The following is a 19,406-nucleotide window of genomic DNA, read 5'->3' as shown; positions in this document are numbered from 1 at the left end:
CACAACCGACGCTGCCAGCGAGGGCAATGCAAACATGGTTTGCAAATTGCCGAGCGGCGAGGAGAAAAACGAGCGGAGCGAAGTTAAAAAGAACAGTACCCTCCCGGGCAAAGACAGATAACGAACGATACAATAGAGAATATATGCGACAGATACTGAATCAATTTAAGACCGAAGACTGGCTTGCCGTAGGCGCCGGATTGTTGATTATGCTGTTGGCCATCGCGATGCCCGGCCAGATGCCCGTGATGCCCAAGAGCTTGGCGAGCTGGGGAGCCTGGCAGAACATCGCTCTGCTGATCGCAGGGCTGTTCGTGATCGTTTACGGCGCCGGCAAGATGCTCGGACGCTCCACGCGAGGGATACTGCCCTCGTTGCTCGTGATCTTCGGGATCGCTTTGGTCGCGCAGTACGTTGCCGGATTGCCCGCCGTGAAGAATTCCACCGGGCTGGAGAGCGTCTTTTTCGCCGTGGCATTCGGGCTCTTGATCAGCAATACCGTCGGCGTGCCGGATTGGATGCGGCCGGCGTTGCAGAGCGAGTTTTACGTCAAAATCGGGCTGGTGCTCTTGGGAACCACCGTTATTTTCGGCGAGATTATGCAGGCCGGGGCCTTGGGGCTGATTCAGGCACTGGTTGTGGTGCTGTGCGTCTGGAACTTCGGCTATTGGGTGGCCCGGAAACTCGGCGTGGATCGCGAGATGTCTACCATGCTGGCCAGTGCCGTGTCGATTTGCGGCGTGTCGGCGGCGATCGCCACTTGCGGGGCGATTAAGGGGGACAGCAAAAAGCTGTCGTATGTGATTTCGCTGGTCTTGGTGGTTGCCATTCCGATGATGTACGGGATGCCTTATCTGGCCATGTGGATGGGGCTGTCGCCCGAAGTGGCGGGGGCCTGGATGGGCGGGACGATCGATACGACCGGGGCCGTGGTGGCTTCCGGAGCGGTGCTGGGCGAAACGGCCGAGCAGTATAGCGTGATTGTCAAATTCTCGCAGAATGTCTTGCTGGGCTTGGCGGCTTTTGCGATTTCGATCTACTGGTCGTATGCCGGTAAGGATCACCGCGAGAAACCGACCGCAGGGGTGCTGTGGGAACGTTTTCCGAAATTCGTGTTGGGTTTCGTGCTGGCGTCGCTTGTTTTCAGCTTCGCGATGCCGGTCGAGACGGCGCATCGGATCGGAGGGGTGACCAAAAATCTGCAGGGCTTTTTCTTCGCCGTCGCGTTCGTTTGCATCGGGCTGGAGACCCGCTTCAAGGATATCTTCAACAAGGATTTCAAGAAACCGCTGTGGAGCTTTCTGATCGCACAGGGGTTCAACATCGTATTGACCTTGATCGTGGCTTACCTCTTGTTCTCGCATATCGGCGATTAGCCGGATGCGGATTTCTATCTGAAAAACGGGGGCGCTTCTTTTCGAAAAGAAGCGCCCCGTTCTCATTGGGTTGCAAAACCTCCGGCTATTTCTTCGCCTTTTGCGGCACGATCACCGGTAAGGCTCCCGGCAGGCATTCGATGTCGAGCGGGAAATCGGGCCCCTTTTCGCCGTCGATGTCCGACGTGACGTGTTCGTTTTCGATGTGCAGTTTGCGGGTCTGGAAGTAGACGATGTCGCTCGGATAGGCCGCCCCCTTCCGCTTCATCAGGAAATGGAAGACGTTTTTGACGCTCTCCACGATGTTTTCGCCCCGGATGATCAGGATGTCGAACAGCCCGTCCGTCGCGCTGGAGTGGCTGGCGAGTTTCAGGTTCCCGGCCGTCTGGCCGTTGAAGACCAGCAGCAGCAGGCAGCTCCCGCGGAAGGTCAGTTCGTCGGCTTCGACCGTGATGTTCATCTTGCGGAACGAAGGCAGTTCGCCGATGCTGCTGACGTAGTAGGCCAGTTTGCCGAAGACGTTTTTGAGGGCGGTCGGCGTTTTGTGCGACACTTCGGTGAAGAGACCGCTGCTCAGGACGTTGATGAAGTAGCGGTCGTTCACGCGTCCCATGTCGAGTCGTTCGGTCTTCCCGTTCAAAATAGCCTGGCACGCGTCGTCGAGGTTTTCGGGCATGCCGATCAGGTGGCTGAAGTCGTTGGCCGTACCGGTCGGCAGGATGGCGATCGGGATCGTGATATCCCGGTGGGTCAGGTAGTTGACCAGCCGGTTGATGGTGCCGTCGCCGCCGGCCACCAGGAGGTGTTCGGGGCGCAATTCGCCGATCAGCGTGCCGAGGTCGGAGAGACCTTTCTCCCGCGTGATGCGGAAAAGGGTCAGCACATAGCCGGCCTGCTGGTAATGCCGGGCGATCTGATCCAGTTGGGCGACGATCTGCGCTTCGCCCGAGATCGGGTTATAGAGGAAGAGTATATTTTTCATAGGTGGATAGCGCTTTGACGGAGGAGAGGCGCGGACTATCGGGCCACTCGTTTTTCGATGTTCGGCGTCATGTAGACCCCCATCGAGCCGTCCGACCGGCCGTAAATCAAGTAGCCTTCCAGTTCGCGATGCCGCGCCAGCAGCTTCTTGCTCTCCTCCAGCCCCAGCACCATACAGGCCGTCGCATAGCCGTCCGCGATGGCCGAGGTCGGCGCGATGATGGTCGCCGACAGCAGGTTGTGCACTGTCGGCCGCAGGGTCTGCGGGTCGATCGTGTGGGTCACTTTGTTGCCGTTCTCGTCGAAGGCGAATTTGCGGTAGTTGCCCGAGGTCACCAGCCCGGCGTCCGTGAGCCGCAGGATGGTCTGCAAGTCTTCGCCCGGCACCATGTTTCCCTCCACCGGTCGGTCGATCCCGATGCGCCAATCCCCGCCGCGCGGGCTCTCGCCGCGGCAGAGGATTTCGCCGCCGATCTCCACCATGTAGTCCCGGATACCGAGCGAGTCGAAGAGTTCGCCCACCAAGTCCGACGAATAGCCCTGCGCAATCGCGTTGAAGTCCAGGGCCAGTCGCGGGTCGGTCTTCACGAGGCGCCCCTCCTCGATCTTCACCTTGCCGTAGCCGGTGAAGACCCGGATCGAGTCGATCTCCCGTTGCGACAGTAGGTGCGGGGTCTCCTCCGTCCCGATGCGGTAGGCGGCGATCAGCGGACGCAGCGTCACGTCGAAAGCCCCCCGGGTGTCGTCGCTGATCCGGCGGGCGATGGCGAGGCACTCCGCGATCCAGCGGTCCGGCCGGGCCGAGGTGTCGTTCTCGTTGAGCCGCGTCAGCAGCGAGCTCGGGTTGTAGACTGACATCGAGTTGTCGAAATCCTCCAACAGCTCTTCGATATTCGACCGCAGGTCGCGGCCCTGCGGATCGTGGTAGACGATATGATAAGTGCTTCCCTGAGTAAAGCCGTCTACTATCGTATAGGACGTTTTCGGCGCACAGGAGAGGAGGCCCAGTGTCGCCCATGCGCCGAGAAGTGTCAGGCTGGTCGTCGTTTTCATAGGTTAGCGGGATTTGCGTTTCAGAATTTTCTCCACCGCCCGGTGGTAAGCCCGTGCATAGGCCTCCATGCCGTAGTCCGACGGGTGGATGTAGTCCACCATCCCGTCCGCCGGCATCCGAAGGTCGCGGCGCGAGAGGTAGTACAGCCCGTCGATCCCCTCCTTGCGCAGGTCGGCGAAAGCGCGCCGCTGCGCCCGATCCGCCCGCTCGTCGTCTGCGCGTTTCGCGGCGTTGGTCTGTCGGTTGGCATAGCCCGGGTGTTCGACGAGCAGAATCGGCACCTCCGGCCGTGCCTGCCGGAGGTGCCGCACGGCGTTCGTCACCAAGGTGTAGATGCTATCCTCCGGCACATACATGTTCGGCATACAGTCCACCACGTACAACGCCGCCGGAACCGAAGCCACGTAGTCGATCACCTCCGGTTCGAGTTTCCCGTTTCCCGAGAAACCGAGATTCACCACCGGCCGCCCCGTCATCCGTTGCAGCAGGTTCGTCCAGGCCATCCCCGGCCGCGACGCGCAAGCTCCCTGTGCGATCGAAGTCCCGTAAACGACGATCGGCGGCTGCGGCTCCCTCGGCACGAATTCGAATGCCGAGCCCTCCCGCAAGCCGATCTTCAGCTTCCGCACGGTATTGTAGAGCGGCAGGTAGAGCGTATAAGTCATCCCTGTGCCCGTCGTGTCCGGCAGCTCCCGGTAGGTGTAAACGATCGGATTGTCGAACGAATAGCTCCCCCAGCACCGTTCGCCCCGGTCGTTGTAGAGGTCGACGCCGCTCACCCCGGTCGCCGGCATGTGCGGCATCGTGTGCGCTTCCGTCACTTCGTATTGCACCGTAATCTCCGGCGAGTCGGTCGTGAATTGCAGATAGAGTCCCGCGCTGTTCCGCGACAGAGACCACACCGCCTCCCGCACAACCCGTTCGGCCGACTCCGGCAGGCGTGTGTAGTCTTTCTGTGCAAAACCTCGCCCGTGAATATAATCGACCTCTGCTGTTCCGGCAGCGACCAGCGGGTCGTGCCAGTCGACGGGAGACTGTGCCCGCGACGCCAGACTCCCGGCGAACAGTACGGATAGGAAAATGGTTTTGATCGGTTTCATGGTGCGTACAGATTATCCGAAGAAACTTCCCACTTTGCTGATGGCGCTCGGCAGGGCGAAAACCACCACCCGGTCGTAGGCCTGAATCTCGGCGTTCCCCGTGGCGATCATCGCCTTGTCGCCCCGCACGATCCCGCCGACGATCGCCTCGCGCGGAAAGTTGATGTGTTTGATCCGCCCCTTGGTCGCCGGGCTGTTCGGTTTGACGATGAACTCCAGCACCTCCGCATCGCATCCGTTGAGGCACTTGATCGCCTGCACGTCCGTGTTCATCGTGAACCGGAAGATCGAACTCGCCGTAATCAGCTTCTTGTTGATGATGGTGTCGATGCCGATGCTCTCGGCCAGCGAGATGTAGTTCATGTTCTCGACCTCCGCGATCACCTTCTTGACCCCCATCCGCTGGGCCAGCATGGCGGCCAGGATGTTGGTCTCGGCCCGCCCCGTGAGCGCCACGAAGGCGTCCATCTTGTCCAGCCCCTCTTCGATCATCACCTCGCTCTTGCGCCCGTCTTCGGCGATCACCAGCGTGTTGTCGAGCATCTCGGCCAGTTTGTAAGCCTTCTCGGGGTTGTAGTCCACCAGTTTGATGTCGATTTCGTTCTGGAGCGCCTTGGCGATGCGCCGCCCGATGCGCGAACCGCCCAGAATCATCAGGTTCTTCACGTCGATGTTCGGTTTGCCCGAAAAGGCCGTCACCTCCTTCACCGAGGCGCGTCCCGAAATGACGTAAACCATGTCGCCCTCTTCGAAAACGTCCTCGCCGCGCGGGATGATCGTCCGGCCCGCGCGCGAAATCGCCACCGTGCGGTATTCCAGGTTTTCGCGGTCGCGCGTGATCTCGATCAGCGAACGACCGATCAGCGGCGACGAGGTGTCGAGCCGGAAAACCACTAGCGAGAGCTTGCCGCCCGAAAAATCGACGTATTCCGAAGTGGAGGAGTGCCCCAGCAGCGTAATCACCTCCTGTGCCGCCGCCTTCTCCGGATAGAAGAGGTAGTCGATCCCCATGTTGATGAAGACCTCCTTGTTGTTGGGCCTCAGGTATTCGTCGTTGTCGATGCGGGCGATCGACTTGCGCGCTCCGAGCTGCTTGGCGATCGCCGCCGAGAGGATATTGGTGTTCTCCTCGGGCCCCACGGCCATAAAGAGGTCGCACCGCTGCACCTCGCCCCGGGTCAGGGTCTCGAACGAGGTGACGTCGCCCTCGATCGTCAGCACGTCCGACAGCGAGGCCAGCTCGTCGAGCCGCTTCTCGTCTTCGTCGATGATCGTGATGTCGTGGTATTCGTTGCTGAGCATCTTCACGAGGTGGCTCCCCACTTCGCCCGCTCCGGCGATCAGTATCTTCATGATAAACAAGAGATGAAACCCTCGCAAAGGTAGCGAAAAAAGCACTATTTTTGTTAGACGTTCCGCCTCGGGGGCGGGAAGTTTTCAAATCTTTCGGAACGATGTCGAATCTGTTGATTATCATAGCTATTGCTGTAGTAGCCGTGGGGCTTTTCGTGCTCGGACTGTCGATTACGCTGATCCGCAAGGGGCACGACCTGGAGAGCGACGTGGGAAGCAACCGCGAGATGCGGCGGCGGGGGATCGAGTGCGCGTCGGCCCAGATCCGGCGCGAGGAGGCCGAACGGCTCGGGCGGAAATTCGACCTGCCGGGCGGGTGCGACGGAGCGTGCGGGAGCTGCGCGGGAGAGGATAAATGTCGGTAAATCTGAAGAAATGACCCGTTGCGGTTGGGCCTCTCTGCGGAGTGTCCTGTGGTTAATTCTTTGGATATAAACGGGTAGTTTGTGCATATTTTGCAGCCCGGAGTGTTGCACGATTCGAAAAATGGTGTACCTTTGTCATTGTGAGGTGGTCTGCGGAGGGGGATTTGTGTCACCAAATTTTGACAGATGAACGGATGGAAACTCGTGTGGAGACGGTCGGTGACGGCCGGAACGGTTTTCCGCGGAGGACTGCTCGGGCTGTTGCTGTGCGCGGGGATGCTCGCCACGGGATGCGCGCGGCGGGGAGATGCGCCGTTCGGTTTGAACGGCGATGCCGAAGTGCGGCTTTCGCTCGGGGTGGATCACTCGGAAAATGAACAGGTCGTTTCGCGGACGGCGATGCCGCAGATCGATCCGCACAAGGACCTCGCGGTATACGTAATCAATACCCATGAGGATACGCTGGCCCGGTGGGCGTCGTTCGACGACGTGCCGTCGGTGTTGAGGTTTACGCCGGGGGCCTATAAAGTGGTGGCGGAATATCGACCGGCGGGGGCACGGGTGCCGGATTTCGATACCTATATATATCGCGCGGAGGAGAAATTCGTCATCAAGGCGAAAGACGATCTGCATATCAATCTGGTGGCGCGTCTGGCCACCGTCAAGATTTCGGTCGAGTTCGATTCGAATTTCGACTTCTTTTACCAAAGCTATTCGGTGGACATTCGCACGGTGGGGAAAGACTCGCTGCGATTTGTCGACGGCGAGACCCGGTGCGGATTTTTCGAACCGGGGAGCGTGCGCATGCGGTTCAATCTGGTGACCCGGGAGGGACGGCGGCTGGTCTTCTCGCCGGCGCCGCTGGCCAAGGCGCAGGCTGCGGATGCCTATACCCTTAAGTTGAGGGTGGCGTCGGATCAGGGGAATGTGTCGGGGATTATCATCACGACGGACGATGCGATGAATCCGGACAAGGAGGTTTGGGTCGAAGTGCCGAAGTACTTCCTGCCGAAAGATAAGCCGACGATCGCGCCGACGGGATTCGTTTCCGGGGTGTCGCAGAGCGTGTTCGAGGGGTCGGTGGCGAAGTGGAGCGTGGCGGCGGAGGCGCAGGGCGGAGTGTCGTCGTTCGTGATTCGGCTCGAAGACGGGCCTGCGGGCGTGCTGGGGACGAAGCTGGGGGCGGCTTTGGAGGGGAAATCGGAGATCGATCTGGCTTCGCTGCCGGAGGAGGCTCCGTTGCGGCGGGCGCTCAGGGAGGCGGGCTTTGTCTGGAGTGCGGGGTTGAACTCGCCGGAGGATGCGGCGATCGCCACTTCGGTGTGGGTCGATTTCAGCGGCGCGATGCGGGCTCGGGAGGATGGTTCGGCGGCGGTTTACGACTTTTCGTTCGCCGTGACGGATAACTACGACCAGCAGCCGGATGTGGATCACCCGTGTGCGGTGAAGGCCGAAGTCAGGGCGCCGACGGTCAAATTCATCGATATCGAGACGGGAAATATTTGGGCCACTCGTGCGTTCTTTACTGTGCAGGCCAATTATGATCTGAATACGGGAACTCATCCTATGGTGCAGTATCGGAAGACGTCGTCTCAGAATTGGATCGATACGGAGGAGGGAACGAACGGCGATGTGATCGTGACGGCGCTGAACGGTGGGGCTCCGGATGCAAGCGGTTTTTATGCGGCACAGTACGAATTGCGCGGCCTGCAGGCTGCTACGGAGTATGAGTTCCGGGTGCTGGCCAATGAGCGGGCGGTCTCGCCTGTTCAGCCGGTTTGGACAACCGAACGGAAATTGTCAGTGCCGGGGATCGGTGCGGACGGGAGTTTTGCGGCGGGGTGGAACGAGGCTGCGGCTACTACGGCGTTGGGAGTGACCGTACAGGCTCCGCCGGCGGGATGGGCGACCCGGAATGCGTTGACCACTTCGCAACGGGCATTGAGTACCGATCCGAATACGGGGAGCGGGACGGTCGCATGGTCGGAAGTGTCGGCCAATAACGGAACGTTGCTGGTGCCCAGTCCGGGGGATTATAATCGCAAGGCCGTACAGCTCCGGACGACGGGATGGGGGCAGGGTAGCTATTCCAAAGCCGACGGAGACAATGCCGGCAGCTTCTTCTCCGGTGGCGGTTCGCCGGCTTTGGGTGCACGGGTGCGGAATACCAGTGCGGCGATTCTTTATTTAGGGGCCTATTCGGCTTCGTCATTGGGTGATGCCAGTGAAACCTGGGAATATTACGCCAAATCCTGGTCGTCCAAGACCAAAGTGACCTATCCGTATGAAACGTTCCAGGGAGAAACCGTTGCGGAAACCGGGGCCGCTTTCGCATCGCGGCCGGCTACGCTGAATTTCCAGTATACGTTTACCCCTTCGACGGATGGTTCTCCGAAAGAGTTTTTGGTTCGGGCAGAGGTCTATGCGACGGATGGGACGAAGATAGGCGGAGTGGTGTGGAACAATGGCGCCGCGGTGACCAATATGACCAACCGCACGCTCGAGATCGACTATACGGTATTGGATAAACCGGCGGCGGTTCTCAAACTCTTCTTCAGCTCTGACGTGCGTTGGGAAAGCGTGGGAACGCCGAATGGCGGCCCGGATTATACCATGATGCGGAATGGCGACCCGCATATCGGGAATGTCTTGGTGATCGATCGTGTGACCTTAGGCTACGACTTCGAGTAGGCTGTGATAAAAAGTAAGAAAGTAAAACGGTATGGATATGAAAACATACGGAATACATAAGAAACTGCGGACTTTGACCATCGTAGCGATGGTGGTATGGGGTATGGGTGTGGGGCTCTCCTCCTGCATCTCGGCCAAAGACCCTTATGCCCAGAAAGAAGAAAACGGCGGGCGGACGGGAACGCTCAGCGTGGCGTCGCTGGATCGGGAGGGGGATTTTATCGTGGCGGATGCCGCCGGAGGAACCAAGGGGGACGGGGGGACGAAAGTGCCGGATATCTCGACGTTCCGCGTGGCCGTGCTCGACTATAAAGGGCAGAGCGTGGTGAAAAACAACCTCACCGGGCAGGAATACCGCTGGAAAACCTTTGCCGAAGTCGAAGGCGAGATGGTTACCATGCCTTCCGGGAAATACAAACTCGAAGCAGCCAGCCTGGCGGTCGAACCGCTGGCCGAGTGGGAGACACCGTACTACTACGGGGTGAAAGACTTTACCGTCCGGATATCGGAACTGACTACCGTCGACCTGGTGTGTCGGCTGGCCAACGTCAAAGTCACCGTCGAGTACGACAAGGAATTTCTCGAAAAAGTCGACAATCCGTCGGCCGCGGTCTATTTCGACTACACCGATCCGGCGACCGCGCAGCTCAGGTATGCCGAACTGCCGTTCCCGGTGGGCGAGACGCGCGCCGGGTACTTCAAAGTGCCGGATGACGGAAAGTTGTACGTCAAAGTGACCGGCATACGGAAAGAGGACGGCAAACCGCTCGGCGACGGAGAGGGACAAGTGAAGATTATCGAGGGAGTCAGGGCGATGGAGTGGCGCAAAGTGCGCGTCGGGTATCAGCAGAGCGGACAACTCTCGGCATCGGTGACGGTGGATTACAGCACCGTCGACTCGGAACACCGCGTCGAGATTCCGGACGGCGATGCCATTATCGACGGAGGGCCCAATAACGACAACTGGGAAAATGAAGGCGGTAACGAAGGATCGTCCGGGAAATTCGACATCGTCGGAGCTAATTTCAACGGATCGCCTTTCGTCATTACGGATCAACTGACCGTTTCGATGGCGGATAATAACCTGATCGACGTGCGATTCGACGCCCCGGAGGGGATCGACCAGCTGTATGTGACCATTCAGTCGGATGCTTTGGCCGAATTGCTGCCGGTGCTAGGGTTGGAAAACGGAAAACCGTTCGACATCGCCAATCCCCCGGCGGCCAGTGAGGCCGGGTGGGTCGATATGTTCGCCAATCCGGATATCGGAATTCTCGATCCGGCCGTGCCGATCAAGGGAAAGACTTCGCACACCTTCTCGGTGGGCGGACTGATGGGGCTGCTCGGGAGTGTGGCCGATCCGGCGACCAACGGAGCGGCCGTGCACAAGTTCGGCCTGAAGATGGTCGATAAGGCCGGGAAGGTCAAAGAGGCCACGCTGGCGATTAAGTTGACCGAATAGTTCGGGGCGGGGGGAGACCGAAGCGATCCGTATGCGGCTTTTCGGAGTATTAACGGAATAATTTCGGCGTATGACTACGCAAATCAGACATATAGCGAACCGGTTCTTTCGGAGCGGGCTGCTTCTCCTGCTCGGAGGCTGCTGCCTCGCGGGGTGCAACCGCAGTCCGCTGGGGGCGGGCGAGGGAACGCTTTCGCTGGCGTTCGAGCGGAACGAAGAACTCACCGTGAAAGGGGCTGTGAGCGCGGCGGCGACCGATGCGGGCTATGCCCTCGATATCGTGAACGAAGCGGGGGATACGGTGGCGCATTATAACGACCACCGAACCGTGGCGTCGATTCGGCTGGCAGAGGGGATTTACACGGTTCACGCGGCGGACAACGGCAAGAACGGGAGCGGAGAGCGGTTCGGCAGGCCGCGCTATGGCGGACGGCAGACGGTGACGGTCGTGGCGGGGAGGAATACGCCGGTGCTGATGACCTGTAAGCTGATCAACGTCAAGGTCAAAGTCGAAGAGTTCGAGCAGGCCATTCGGGACAATTTCACCGAGTATAGCTTGACGATTAAGCCCACGTGGGAATATACGGGGCGCGATACCCTGACCTTTACGCAGGCCGAGGTGGATGCCGGACAAGAGGGGTGGATCAACCAGACGGAACGGGGGCGGTTCGTCTTGATTTTCCGGGCGATCAACCGCCAGGAGCCGGATCGGAGACAGGTCTACGTGCGGACGATCGCCGATGCCGAGGGGGCGGATTTCTATCGCTTCCGCGTGCGGATGAACCCGGTGGGGAGCGTTTCGGACGGGGGAGCGATGTTCCGGCTTTCGGTGCGGACGGATGCCGCGGAGTACGAATTCCCGCTCGAATTGAAAGAGGAGACCCGGCCGGTGCCGGTGGTGACCAGAGCGGACGGAGGGAATGTGCGCGAACCGATCATGACCAACGTCGATGTGCGGGCGGGGAATGCCCGGCTCGATATTTCGGCCGCGGCCGGGATCCGGCGGTTGCGGATCCGGCACGAAGATGCGGCGGTGTTGCTGACATACGGGTTGCCGGGGATGATTACCCTGGGCGGGGGGAACGACGCCGCGACCGACGAGGCGCAGCGGACGGAGGTGCGGGGGATTGTGGCTTGGGAGCCGGGCTCGATGGTGGGGCGGACGAAAACGTGGGTCGACTTCTCGGAACTCATCAATACGGCCAAGGGGAAAGAGGGGGAGCATGCGGGGCGGTTATTGCCGGAAGGGTTGTACCCGGTGGAGCTCGAAATCTACGATGACGACAACCAGATGGTGAAACAGCGGATCGTCCTCTCCGTGGCGCGCGACTTCTCGACCGACGGGGCGCTGGCTTCCGAACTGGTGAACGGCGTGCCGGGGGTAGGGGCTAAGTATGCCTACGTGCGGGCGAAATGGCTCGGGGCGGCTCAGCCGACGGGGCTCGGATTCGAGTACCGGCCGGCGGGGGCGGGAGACGGAGCCTGGGTGACGGTGCAGGGGGCGACGGTGAGCGTCGATGCCGCGGCGAAGAGCTTCGTGGGCTTGCTGACCGGTCTGACTCCGTCGACCAGGTATGAGTTCAGACCGATCGGCGACGGCTTGGTGCCGGGGAGCGTCGGGACTTTTATGACCGGTGAATATACCGAAACGGCTGATTTAAATTTCGGATTCGACGACTGGACGCAAAACAAGAAGAATTGGTATCCGTCGAAGACAGCTTCTCATGTTTATTGGGCGACGGGGAATGAAGGGGTAACTACCTTGAAAGATGCCAATTCTACCCCGACGAGCGATGTGGCAGTCGGTGGCAGCGGAAAACAGGCTGCGAGATTGGAAAGTTTTATAGATTTGAAGGCGCTCGGCATCGGGGTGGGGCATGCGGCAGGTAATTTATTTATCGGAACGTTTGCCACCAATATGAACGATATGCGTAACAGTCCGAAATTCGGGCGACCGTTTGCGGGGCGACCGCTTTATTTGGAGGGCTATTTTAAATACATCTCGAAAAAAATCGTGAAGGCGGGGGGCGACAGCGGATCGACCGCTCATCCGGACTTGGTAGGTAAAGATGACCAGTGTCAGATTTATATCAGTCTGGAACATTGGGGGACAGCTTCTTCACGACCATTGAGCTATAACATGGCTTCGCTGGATCATCCTTCGGTGTTGGGATTTGCCGAATTGCACACGGTCGGGGAGATGAACATGAACGATTATGTCCATTTTGTGCTTCCGGTTCAGTATGATCCCGCGAAGATCGATACTCAGGTGGATCATATCGTGATTGTGGCTACGTCGAGTCGCTGGGGGGGAGACTTCTGCGGAAGCGAAGGATGTGTTTTGTTTGTAGATGAATTTAAACTCGGATGGGAATTACCGATTCCTGCGTCCGATTGGGTACAACCGGCGGATTGACCTATTGTGCAAAGTAGAGGCGATCTCGCGGAACGAATCCGGTAGAAAAACCTGAAATGAGAAAAAAAATATATTTGTTGGTGGCAGCCTTGGCGGCCGTTTGCGGGATGCTCGACGGACAGGTCGCTGCGCGGGAGAAGTTCGACCGCGGGATCACCATGCAGACATTCATGCCCAAAGGCATGTGGTTCTTCGGCGGAAACGTCTCCTATACCCAGCACAATAACGACGATTTCAAGATGTTCGGCCTGCTCAAGGACTTCTCCAGCAGGGGATACACCTTTGCCGTCAGGCCGATGGCAGGTTACTCGTTCGCCAACAACTGGGCTGCGGGGCTGGCGTTTACCTATGAACGCACCATGTTACAGATCGACAAAGTCAGCTTGTCCCTCAGCGACCTCAGTTTCGACCTTGAGGATTACTACAACATCGAGCATATCTATACCGGAACCTTGTTTCTGCGCAACTTTATCAACCTGGGGAACAGCAGGAGATTCGCCTTGATCAACGACCTCAAACTCCAGCTCGGCGGGGGACAGGGGAAGACCATCAATGGCAAAGGGGACGATATGAGCGGTACCTATACCAAAATTTACCAGCTCGGGCTGGTCTTTTCGCCCGGCGTCTCCGTCTTTATCAACGACTACTCGTCGGTCGAAGCGACCATCGGCGTGCTCGGCTTCCAGTACAAACGTACCGAGCAGATTACCAATCAGATCTATCATGGTTCGCGACAGACCAGCGGGGCCAATTTCAAGATCGATATTTTCTCCATTGCGCTGGGGATGACCTTCTACTTGTAGAGGGGGATTCTCTTTTTTCTGCGCGCTTTTTCAGTGGCGATGATGAAAAACAGACAGACAACCATCTGGATTCGACGGTTCGGCGCGGGCTGCGCGGCCGCTTTGCTGGCCGTCGGATGTATCAAAAACGATATTCCCTACGAAATCGTGCCCGGAAACGTGACCTCGATGGAGATACGCGGCGCCGAGTCTTTGACGCTGGACAACACCGCCCGGACGATCGACCTCGTGCTGGCCGATACCGTAGACCTGAGGCATGTTTATCTGGAAGACTTCCGCATTACGCCAGAGGCGCGGATCATTGACAATATGACCTTTCAGGAGCTCGACACCCTCGACTCCTACTACCTCGACCTGACGCAGGGCGGCGAACAGTATGTCATCCCGTCGATCGAGACCGACCCGTATACCTTCACGGTGATTACTTATCAGGACTACCTGTGGACGTTGCGGGCCACGCAGAATATCGAGCGCGTGTTCCGTCTCTCGCCCGAGCAGCAGATTGGCGAAGCGAGGTTCAGCGTGACGCGGTGCAGCGTGGGGGCTTCGGTGCCCGAGAGCGTGCCGCTGACCGAAATCGACATACAGGAGCTCAAACTGGGGCCGTCGAATGCCACTATGGCTTGGAAGGCGCCGGACGGGACACTGGTCGAAAACGTCGACGTGCGGACGATTCACGACTTCACCTTTCCGCAGCACTTTATCGTGAAATTCTTCGATATTACCCAGGAGTGGGTGGTGGCCGTCGAGCAGTCGAAACAGTACATTCTGGATCTGTCGGTGAATCCGTGGGCCAAGTTCGCCTACTTTTCGGCCCAGGGGCTGACCTCGGCCGGCGAGTGCGGTTTTCAGGTGCGGCCGGCGGGGGCGGGCGACGATGCGTGGAGCGCCGTGGCGGACGTCGAAGTCGACGGCACCTCGTTCTCCGGCAAGGCGACAGGCCTGCAACCGGCTACGAACTACGAAGTGCGGGGCGTGATCGGCGACAATTACGGCGATCCGGTGGCTTTTACGACCGATGGAATGCCGGAAATACCCAACCTGAGTCTCGACCAGTGGACGCTCGATAAAACGACCTGGTATCCGTATGCAGATGCGGCGAACTCTTATTGGGCGACGGGGAACAAAGGGGTGACGATGTCGAACAAGCCTTCGAATACGACACCCAGCGATGTGACGGTGAACGGGACGGGCAAGGCGGCGAAGTTGGTCACCCTCGGTGGGATACCGATTGCTAAGATTGCTGCCGGAAACCTGTTTGTCGGCGATTTCGTGATGAACGGACTGCCGACGACATTGCCGGCCATGCGGAAGTGTCCGAAGTTCGGGAGACCTTATACCGGGCGGCCGACGTCGCTTTCGGGATGGTTCCAGTACACCTCCGCGACGATCGACATCGCGGCGGACGACAAGTTGCCGGAGCTCAAAGCCAAGATCGGAGATCCGGATCAGTGTCATATTTACATCAGTTTGGAAAACTGGGGCGGTGCTGCGGAGCGGCCGTTGGGAACCGGCGTGCCGACGCTGTCCGATGCGAGCGTGCTGGGATGCGGCGAATTCTATACCGACCAGACGGTCGATAAGTACACGCCGTTCAAGATCGATATCCAGTATAAAAATGTGGCCGATAAGCCGACGCATGTCGTTCTTGTCGCGACCTCGAGCCGCTGGGGCGGCGATTTCTGCGGGGGCTCGGGCAGTGTGCTGTATGTGGACGGGCTGGAGCTCGGATTCGATTAAGGATGGCTGGCGGAAGGGGCGTTACTTATGGCATCGGGGGAGAACTCTCAAGAAGTTCTCCCCCGATGCCATTTGTCAGGGGCCGGTGCGGCGGCCGGGCGTTTGGGAAAAAGCAAAAATTTTCGTAATATTGCACCACATTCGAGTCGAGCGGCCTCTCGGGCGTTCGGCTCGAAACCCAAACCACCAACTTGAAATCGATCATGAAATCCGCGACAATCGTCTGTTGTCTGGCGGGGAGTTTGGCGTTGGCCGTCGGAGGCCCCTGCTTCCTCGCTCAAAATCGAGCCGTCTCGGCAGCCGTTCCGGCCTCTGTTCAAGAAGACTCTTCCCGAAAACCGCTGTTTATCACCGACATCGCGATCTTGTCCGACGGACGCGTCGTTACGTCTAATAAGGGAGATAAGTCCGTGCGCATCTATCGGGCGGGGCAGTGGGAAAGCCCGGTTCGGCAATGGACATTCGAACAGACGCCCACCGGACTGGCGGTGGGGAAGGGAGCTGCGGGCAAAGAGCGAATTTTTGTGACCACCTTCGATAAACGAGGGACGTTAGAGAGCATCGACCCGACGAAAGAGGGGGCGGAAGCGGTCGAGTGGAGCGTGGCGGTGGGATCGGGAGCCACCTCGCCCGTCTATTCCCGGGAAGGGTGGCTCTATGTCCTCAACCAGTTTGCGAATACCGTGGATAAAATCGATCCGGTGACCGGGAAGTTGATGGCGAGCGTGTCTGTGCTGCGGGAACCGAAAGGCGCCGTGGTTTCGCGGGACGGGAAGTACCTGTTTGTCGCGAATTTCCTGCCCGCTCAACGGGCCGATGTGGACTACGTGGCGGCGGACGTATCGGTCATCGACTTGCGCAACTTTAAGAAAATCAAGGATATCAAGCTTGCCAACGGGAGCAATGCCTTGCGTGGGATCGCGCTGAGTCCGGACGGGAAGTATGTGCTCGTGTCGCACAACATGGGACGGTTTGCCGTGCCCACCTCGCAGTTGCAACAGGGATGGATGAACACCAGCGCGCTGAGTGTGGTGGATGCCGAGACACTGGAATTCGTCGGCGGGATCGTGCTCGATGAACCGGAACGCGGCGCGGCGGGGATTTGGGATATCTGTAGCGTGGGAGACAAGGTTTATGTGACCCACTCCGGAACGCACGACCTGAGCGTGATCGACTATCCGGCGATGGTTTCGCGGCTCAAAGGATATCGCGGGACGGCGGAACAGCTCTCTTACGACCTGCGCTTCCTGTACGGGATTCGAGATCGGGTGGCGCTGACCGGCAACGGGCCGCGGAAGATGGCCGTTTCGGGGGATGGGAAGCAGCTGTACATACCGACCTACTTTTCCGATACCTTGAACGTGGTCGATTTGGCGGACGCCCGGAACATCGCGGTCGTGCCTTTGGTGAAGAATCGGCAGGAGAGCGATGCACAGGCCGGCGAACGGATCTTCAACGACGCCACCTTCTGTTTCCAGAACTGGCAGTCCTGCAACGGATGCCATCCGGGAGAGGCGCGGAGCGACGGGATGAACTGGGACCTGATGAACGACGGAATCGGAAATCCGAAAAACTGCAAAAGCTTGCTCTATTCGCACTTCACCCCGCCGAGCATGATCTCCGGGATTCGCTCCGATGCGGCGATCGCCGACCGGAAAGGGTTTACCCATATCCAGTTCTACGAGATACCGGAAGATAAGGCGTTGCAGGTCGACACTTATCTGAAAAGTTTGCAGGCCGTGCCCAGCCCGTATCTGGTGGACGGCCAGCTCTCGGCCAAGGCCAGAGAGGGCAAGAAAGTCTTCGACAAATACCGCTGCGGAGAGTGTCACAGCGGGGAGTACTTCACCGATATGCAGATGCACCGGATCGGCGACGACATCGAATTCGAAAAAGGATGGGACACGCCGACCTTGCGGGAGGTGTGGCGGACGGCGCCTTACCTGTTCGACGGCCGGGCCGCGACGATGCGCGAAGTGTTCGAAGTCCACCGGCACGGGCTGGAAGGCAAGCGGCCCAGCGCTAAGGAGATCGACGCGCTGGTCGAATACGTGAACTCTTTGTGACGGGGGGGGGGATATATGAATCAGGGATTCGGTATCGTTTATAATATAGATAAAGTCTGGTTCCGCGACTTCGGCGAGATGGTCGGCGAGATGCTCGACAAATTGACCGTCACGTGCGACGAGCGGAGCATCGTGCCCTTGCGGCTCATCTTCTTCGGCAACCCGGACGACAACCGGCAGTATGTCGAGCATCGGGAGTGGCTGCTCGCCTTGATTCGCGAACGGTGCGAACGGTTCGGGTGGCGGGTGCCGCTGGTCAGTTATGTGGCCCAGCGGTCGCTGGATTCGGGACTCGTGATGGAGTCGCAGTGCGTATCGCGGGAAAACTCGGCACGGGTGCGGGAGCATTGTTCGGGAGAGGGGGTGCGCTATTTCGTGGTCGAGGACGACGAAGGGAAACGGCTCTTTACCGAAGGGATTCTGCCCGCATCGATCGACGCGCCGATCTTGGAGCAGTCCAACGAAGTGCTCTCGAAACTCGGACGGGTGTTGGAGGCCGAAGGGATGGACATCAACACCATCGTCCGGCAGTGGAACTACATTGAGCGGATCACCCACGTGCCGGATACGCCGGGAGCCAATCAGCACTATCAGGACTTCAACGACGCCCGGTCGCACTTCTACGCCCGGACGGCGTGGAAAGGGGGATATCCGGCTGCTACGGGGATCGGGACGGCGCACGGCGGAATTATGGTCGAAGTGGACGCCGTGGCTTCGACCGGGAAAAAATGCGCCGCGGTGGCTTTGGACAATGCGTTGCAGGTAGCCGCGCACGACTACTCGCAGAACGTGCTGATCGGGGTGGCCGACAAGATATTCCGGCACAAAACCACCCCGAAATTCGAACGCGCCAAAGCGGTGGTGAGCGCGGATGCGGGTGTGCATGTCTACATCTCCGGCACCGCGGCCATCCGGGGCGAAGCCTCGCTCACCGGCGTGGGGATCGAACAGCAGACCGTCACCACGCTCGAAAATATCCGCTATCTGATCTCCAGGGAAAATTTGTGCAAACACGGAATAAAGGTCGATACCGCGCCGGAAATCCAAATTTTTCGCGTATATTTGAAGACCGAGAATTTCCTGGAAGCCGCCCGGACGATTATCGAACAGACTTATCCGGAAGTGCATGCTTTGTACGTACTTACGGATGTCTGTCGGGACGAATTGCTGATCGAGATCGAAGGGATGGCGGTCGCGGAGTGACGGAAAATGGGTAAGGAAAACATAACACGTATCAATCATACCATGAAAAAAGTAAAATGCTTTGCAGTTTCTCTGGCGGCGCTCTTCGGCGCTTCGTTGATTTTCGCCTCGTGCGGCTCTTCGTGCCCGGCCGACGCGCAAAAGGGAGCTGCGGCTGAAAACACCAACACGATGAGCAACAAAGCACCGTACCAGAAAAAGTACACCAACGCCGATTTCTACGACGCGCAAGGGAATTTCAAACAGGATGTCGCTAAGGAGGCTTTCCTCGACATGTTCGCGCATTACGATGTGCCGTTCACTCCGTTGATGGAGAAAGACATCTGGTTCACCGACTTCGGTCTGGGCGACTTCGAAAACTGCGGGATGGGCGGCATCTTCTGGATCAACGACTCGACCGAGGGTTACTTTGCACACAGCATCTACCTCTTGCCGGGCCAGATGATTCCGGAACACAAACACGTGAAAACCGCGTTCCCGGCGAAGAAAGAGTCGTGGATGGTGGACAAGGGATGGGTTTACAACTTCTCGGAAGTAGGCGAGGCGACGGAAGGGGCTGAGGCGCTCGTGCCGGCTTCGCAGAAAGCGACCACCGTTTCGAAAAACTACGTGAAACAGAACCTCGGCGAGGTGCTTACCCTCAAGGCGCCGGAAACCTGGCACTTCATGATGGCGGGTCCGGAGGGGGCTATCGTGTGGGAATTCGCCAACTACCACGATAACGCAGGGCTGCGCTTTACCCAGCCGAAAGCGGCATTGTAATACGACACATGTGTTCGTCCGGATCGGGAAACCT

At 58.8% G+C, this 19,406-nt stretch carries 14 protein-coding genes; 10 read left to right on the top strand and 4 right to left on the bottom strand.

Annotated features, from left to right (window positions below):
- Positions 1-143 precede the first annotated feature (143 nt).
- Positions 144-1,376, top strand: a complete 1,233-nt coding sequence (locus Q9S52_RS06010; RefSeq protein WP_304708486.1) for a YeiH family protein — start codon at positions 144-146, stop codon at positions 1,374-1,376.
- A gap of 85 nt (positions 1,377-1,461) precedes the next feature.
- Here Q9S52_RS06010 and Q9S52_RS06005 read toward each other — a convergent pair whose 3' ends face one another.
- From Q9S52_RS06005 to trkA, 4 genes are read right to left on the bottom strand one after another with little or no spacing between them, the layout of a single operon-like run.
- Entirely contained in the window at positions 1,462-2,358 is an 897-nt protein-coding gene (locus Q9S52_RS06005) for a YegS/Rv2252/BmrU family lipid kinase (protein ID WP_304708485.1), read from the bottom strand.
- A 35-nt stretch (positions 2,359-2,393) separates the two neighbouring features.
- Positions 2,394-3,410, bottom strand: a complete 1,017-nt coding sequence (locus tag Q9S52_RS06000) for an FAD:protein FMN transferase (RefSeq protein WP_304708484.1) — start codon at positions 3,408-3,410, stop codon at positions 2,394-2,396.
- A gap of 3 nt (positions 3,411-3,413) precedes the next feature.
- The gene (locus tag Q9S52_RS05995; RefSeq protein ID WP_304708483.1) at positions 3,414-4,511 is read right to left on the bottom strand and encodes an SGNH/GDSL hydrolase family protein; all 1,098 of its coding nucleotides are present in this window, start codon (positions 4,509-4,511) and stop codon (positions 3,414-3,416) included.
- A 12-nt stretch (positions 4,512-4,523) separates the two neighbouring features.
- Positions 4,524-5,864: a Trk system potassium transporter TrkA gene (gene trkA / locus Q9S52_RS05990; RefSeq protein ID WP_294591595.1), complete on the bottom strand. Its 1,341-nt coding sequence runs from the start codon at positions 5,862-5,864 to the stop codon at positions 4,524-4,526.
- A gap of 101 nt (positions 5,865-5,965) precedes the next feature.
- On the opposite strand from trkA, the gene Q9S52_RS05985 reads away from it, so the two are divergent.
- From Q9S52_RS05985 to Q9S52_RS05945, 9 genes are all read left to right on the top strand, one after another.
- Positions 5,966-6,229: a hypothetical protein gene (locus Q9S52_RS05985; protein ID WP_297829858.1), complete on the top strand. Its 264-nt coding sequence runs from the start codon at positions 5,966-5,968 to the stop codon at positions 6,227-6,229.
- 186 nt (positions 6,230-6,415) lie between these two features.
- The gene (locus tag Q9S52_RS05980) at positions 6,416-8,920 is read left to right on the top strand and encodes a DUF4493 domain-containing protein (protein WP_304708482.1); all 2,505 of its coding nucleotides are present in this window, start codon (positions 6,416-6,418) and stop codon (positions 8,918-8,920) included.
- Between the two features lie 37 nt (positions 8,921-8,957).
- Positions 8,958-10,382, top strand: coding sequence for a DUF4493 domain-containing protein (locus Q9S52_RS05975; protein WP_304708481.1), 1,425 nt, complete (start codon positions 8,958-8,960; stop codon positions 10,380-10,382).
- 70 nt (positions 10,383-10,452) lie between these two features.
- Positions 10,453-12,798 (top strand): PCMD domain-containing protein, encoded by a 2,346-nt coding sequence (locus Q9S52_RS05970; RefSeq protein WP_304708480.1) that lies wholly within the window; start codon positions 10,453-10,455, stop codon positions 12,796-12,798.
- A gap of 56 nt (positions 12,799-12,854) precedes the next feature.
- Complete coding sequence (locus Q9S52_RS05965) at positions 12,855-13,601, top strand: hypothetical protein (RefSeq protein ID WP_300726482.1); 747 nt, start codon at positions 12,855-12,857, stop codon at positions 13,599-13,601.
- Between the two features lie 39 nt (positions 13,602-13,640).
- Entirely contained in the window at positions 13,641-15,341 is a 1,701-nt protein-coding gene (locus Q9S52_RS05960) for a PCMD domain-containing protein (protein WP_294591583.1), read from the top strand.
- A 203-nt stretch (positions 15,342-15,544) separates the two neighbouring features.
- Positions 15,545-17,407, top strand: coding sequence for a YVTN family beta-propeller repeat-containing protein (locus Q9S52_RS05955; RefSeq protein WP_304708479.1), 1,863 nt, complete (start codon positions 15,545-15,547; stop codon positions 17,405-17,407).
- 15 nt (positions 17,408-17,422) lie between these two features.
- Positions 17,423-18,610: a RidA family protein gene (locus Q9S52_RS05950; RefSeq protein ID WP_297624529.1), complete on the top strand. Its 1,188-nt coding sequence runs from the start codon at positions 17,423-17,425 to the stop codon at positions 18,608-18,610.
- 42 nt (positions 18,611-18,652) lie between these two features.
- Positions 18,653-19,372 carry a hypothetical protein gene (locus Q9S52_RS05945; RefSeq protein ID WP_297624526.1) on the top strand — a complete coding sequence of 240 codons (720 nt, stop codon included), beginning with the start codon at positions 18,653-18,655 and terminating at the stop codon, positions 19,370-19,372.
- Positions 19,373-19,406 lie beyond the last annotated feature (34 nt).

The sequence above is a fragment of the uncultured Rikenella sp. genome (assembly GCF_948810725.1).
GTDB lineage: Bacteria > Bacteroidota > Bacteroidia > Bacteroidales > Rikenellaceae > Rikenella.
This window is presented reverse-complemented; position numbering and strand designations above follow the sequence as displayed.

What these genes read in the sequence shown, in the direction of transcription:
- Q9S52_RS05965 (WP_300726482.1), top strand. Translation starts at nt 12,855, where the DNA reads ATGAGAAAAAAAATATATTTGTTGGTGGCAGCCTTGGCGGCCGTTTGC.
- Q9S52_RS05955 (WP_304708479.1), top strand. Translation starts at nt 15,545, where the DNA reads ATGAAATCCGCGACAATCGTCTGTTGTCTGGCGGGGAGTTTGGCGTTG.
- Q9S52_RS05950 (WP_297624529.1), top strand. Translation starts at nt 17,423, where the DNA reads ATGAATCAGGGATTCGGTATCGTTTATAATATAGATAAAGTCTGGTTC.
- Q9S52_RS05970 (WP_304708480.1), top strand. Translation starts at nt 10,453, where the DNA reads ATGACTACGCAAATCAGACATATAGCGAACCGGTTCTTTCGGAGCGGG.
- Q9S52_RS05975 (WP_304708481.1), top strand. Translation starts at nt 8,958, where the DNA reads ATGAAAACATACGGAATACATAAGAAACTGCGGACTTTGACCATCGTA.
- Q9S52_RS06005 (WP_304708485.1), bottom strand. Translation starts at nt 2,358, where the DNA reads ATGAAAAATATACTCTTCCTCTATAACCCGATCTCGGGCGAAGCGCAG.
- Q9S52_RS06010 (WP_304708486.1), top strand. Translation starts at nt 144, where the DNA reads ATGCGACAGATACTGAATCAATTTAAGACCGAAGACTGGCTTGCCGTA.
- Q9S52_RS05985 (WP_297829858.1), top strand. Translation starts at nt 5,966, where the DNA reads ATGTCGAATCTGTTGATTATCATAGCTATTGCTGTAGTAGCCGTGGGG.
- Q9S52_RS05945 (WP_297624526.1), top strand. Translation starts at nt 18,653, where the DNA reads ATGAAAAAAGTAAAATGCTTTGCAGTTTCTCTGGCGGCGCTCTTCGGC.
- Q9S52_RS05960 (WP_294591583.1), top strand. Translation starts at nt 13,641, where the DNA reads ATGATGAAAAACAGACAGACAACCATCTGGATTCGACGGTTCGGCGCG.
- trkA (WP_294591595.1), bottom strand. Translation starts at nt 5,864, where the DNA reads ATGAAGATACTGATCGCCGGAGCGGGCGAAGTGGGGAGCCACCTCGTG.
- Q9S52_RS06000 (WP_304708484.1), bottom strand. Translation starts at nt 3,410, where the DNA reads ATGAAAACGACGACCAGCCTGACACTTCTCGGCGCATGGGCGACACTG.
- Q9S52_RS05995 (WP_304708483.1), bottom strand. Translation starts at nt 4,511, where the DNA reads ATGAAACCGATCAAAACCATTTTCCTATCCGTACTGTTCGCCGGGAGT.
- Q9S52_RS05980 (WP_304708482.1), top strand. Translation starts at nt 6,416, where the DNA reads ATGAACGGATGGAAACTCGTGTGGAGACGGTCGGTGACGGCCGGAACG.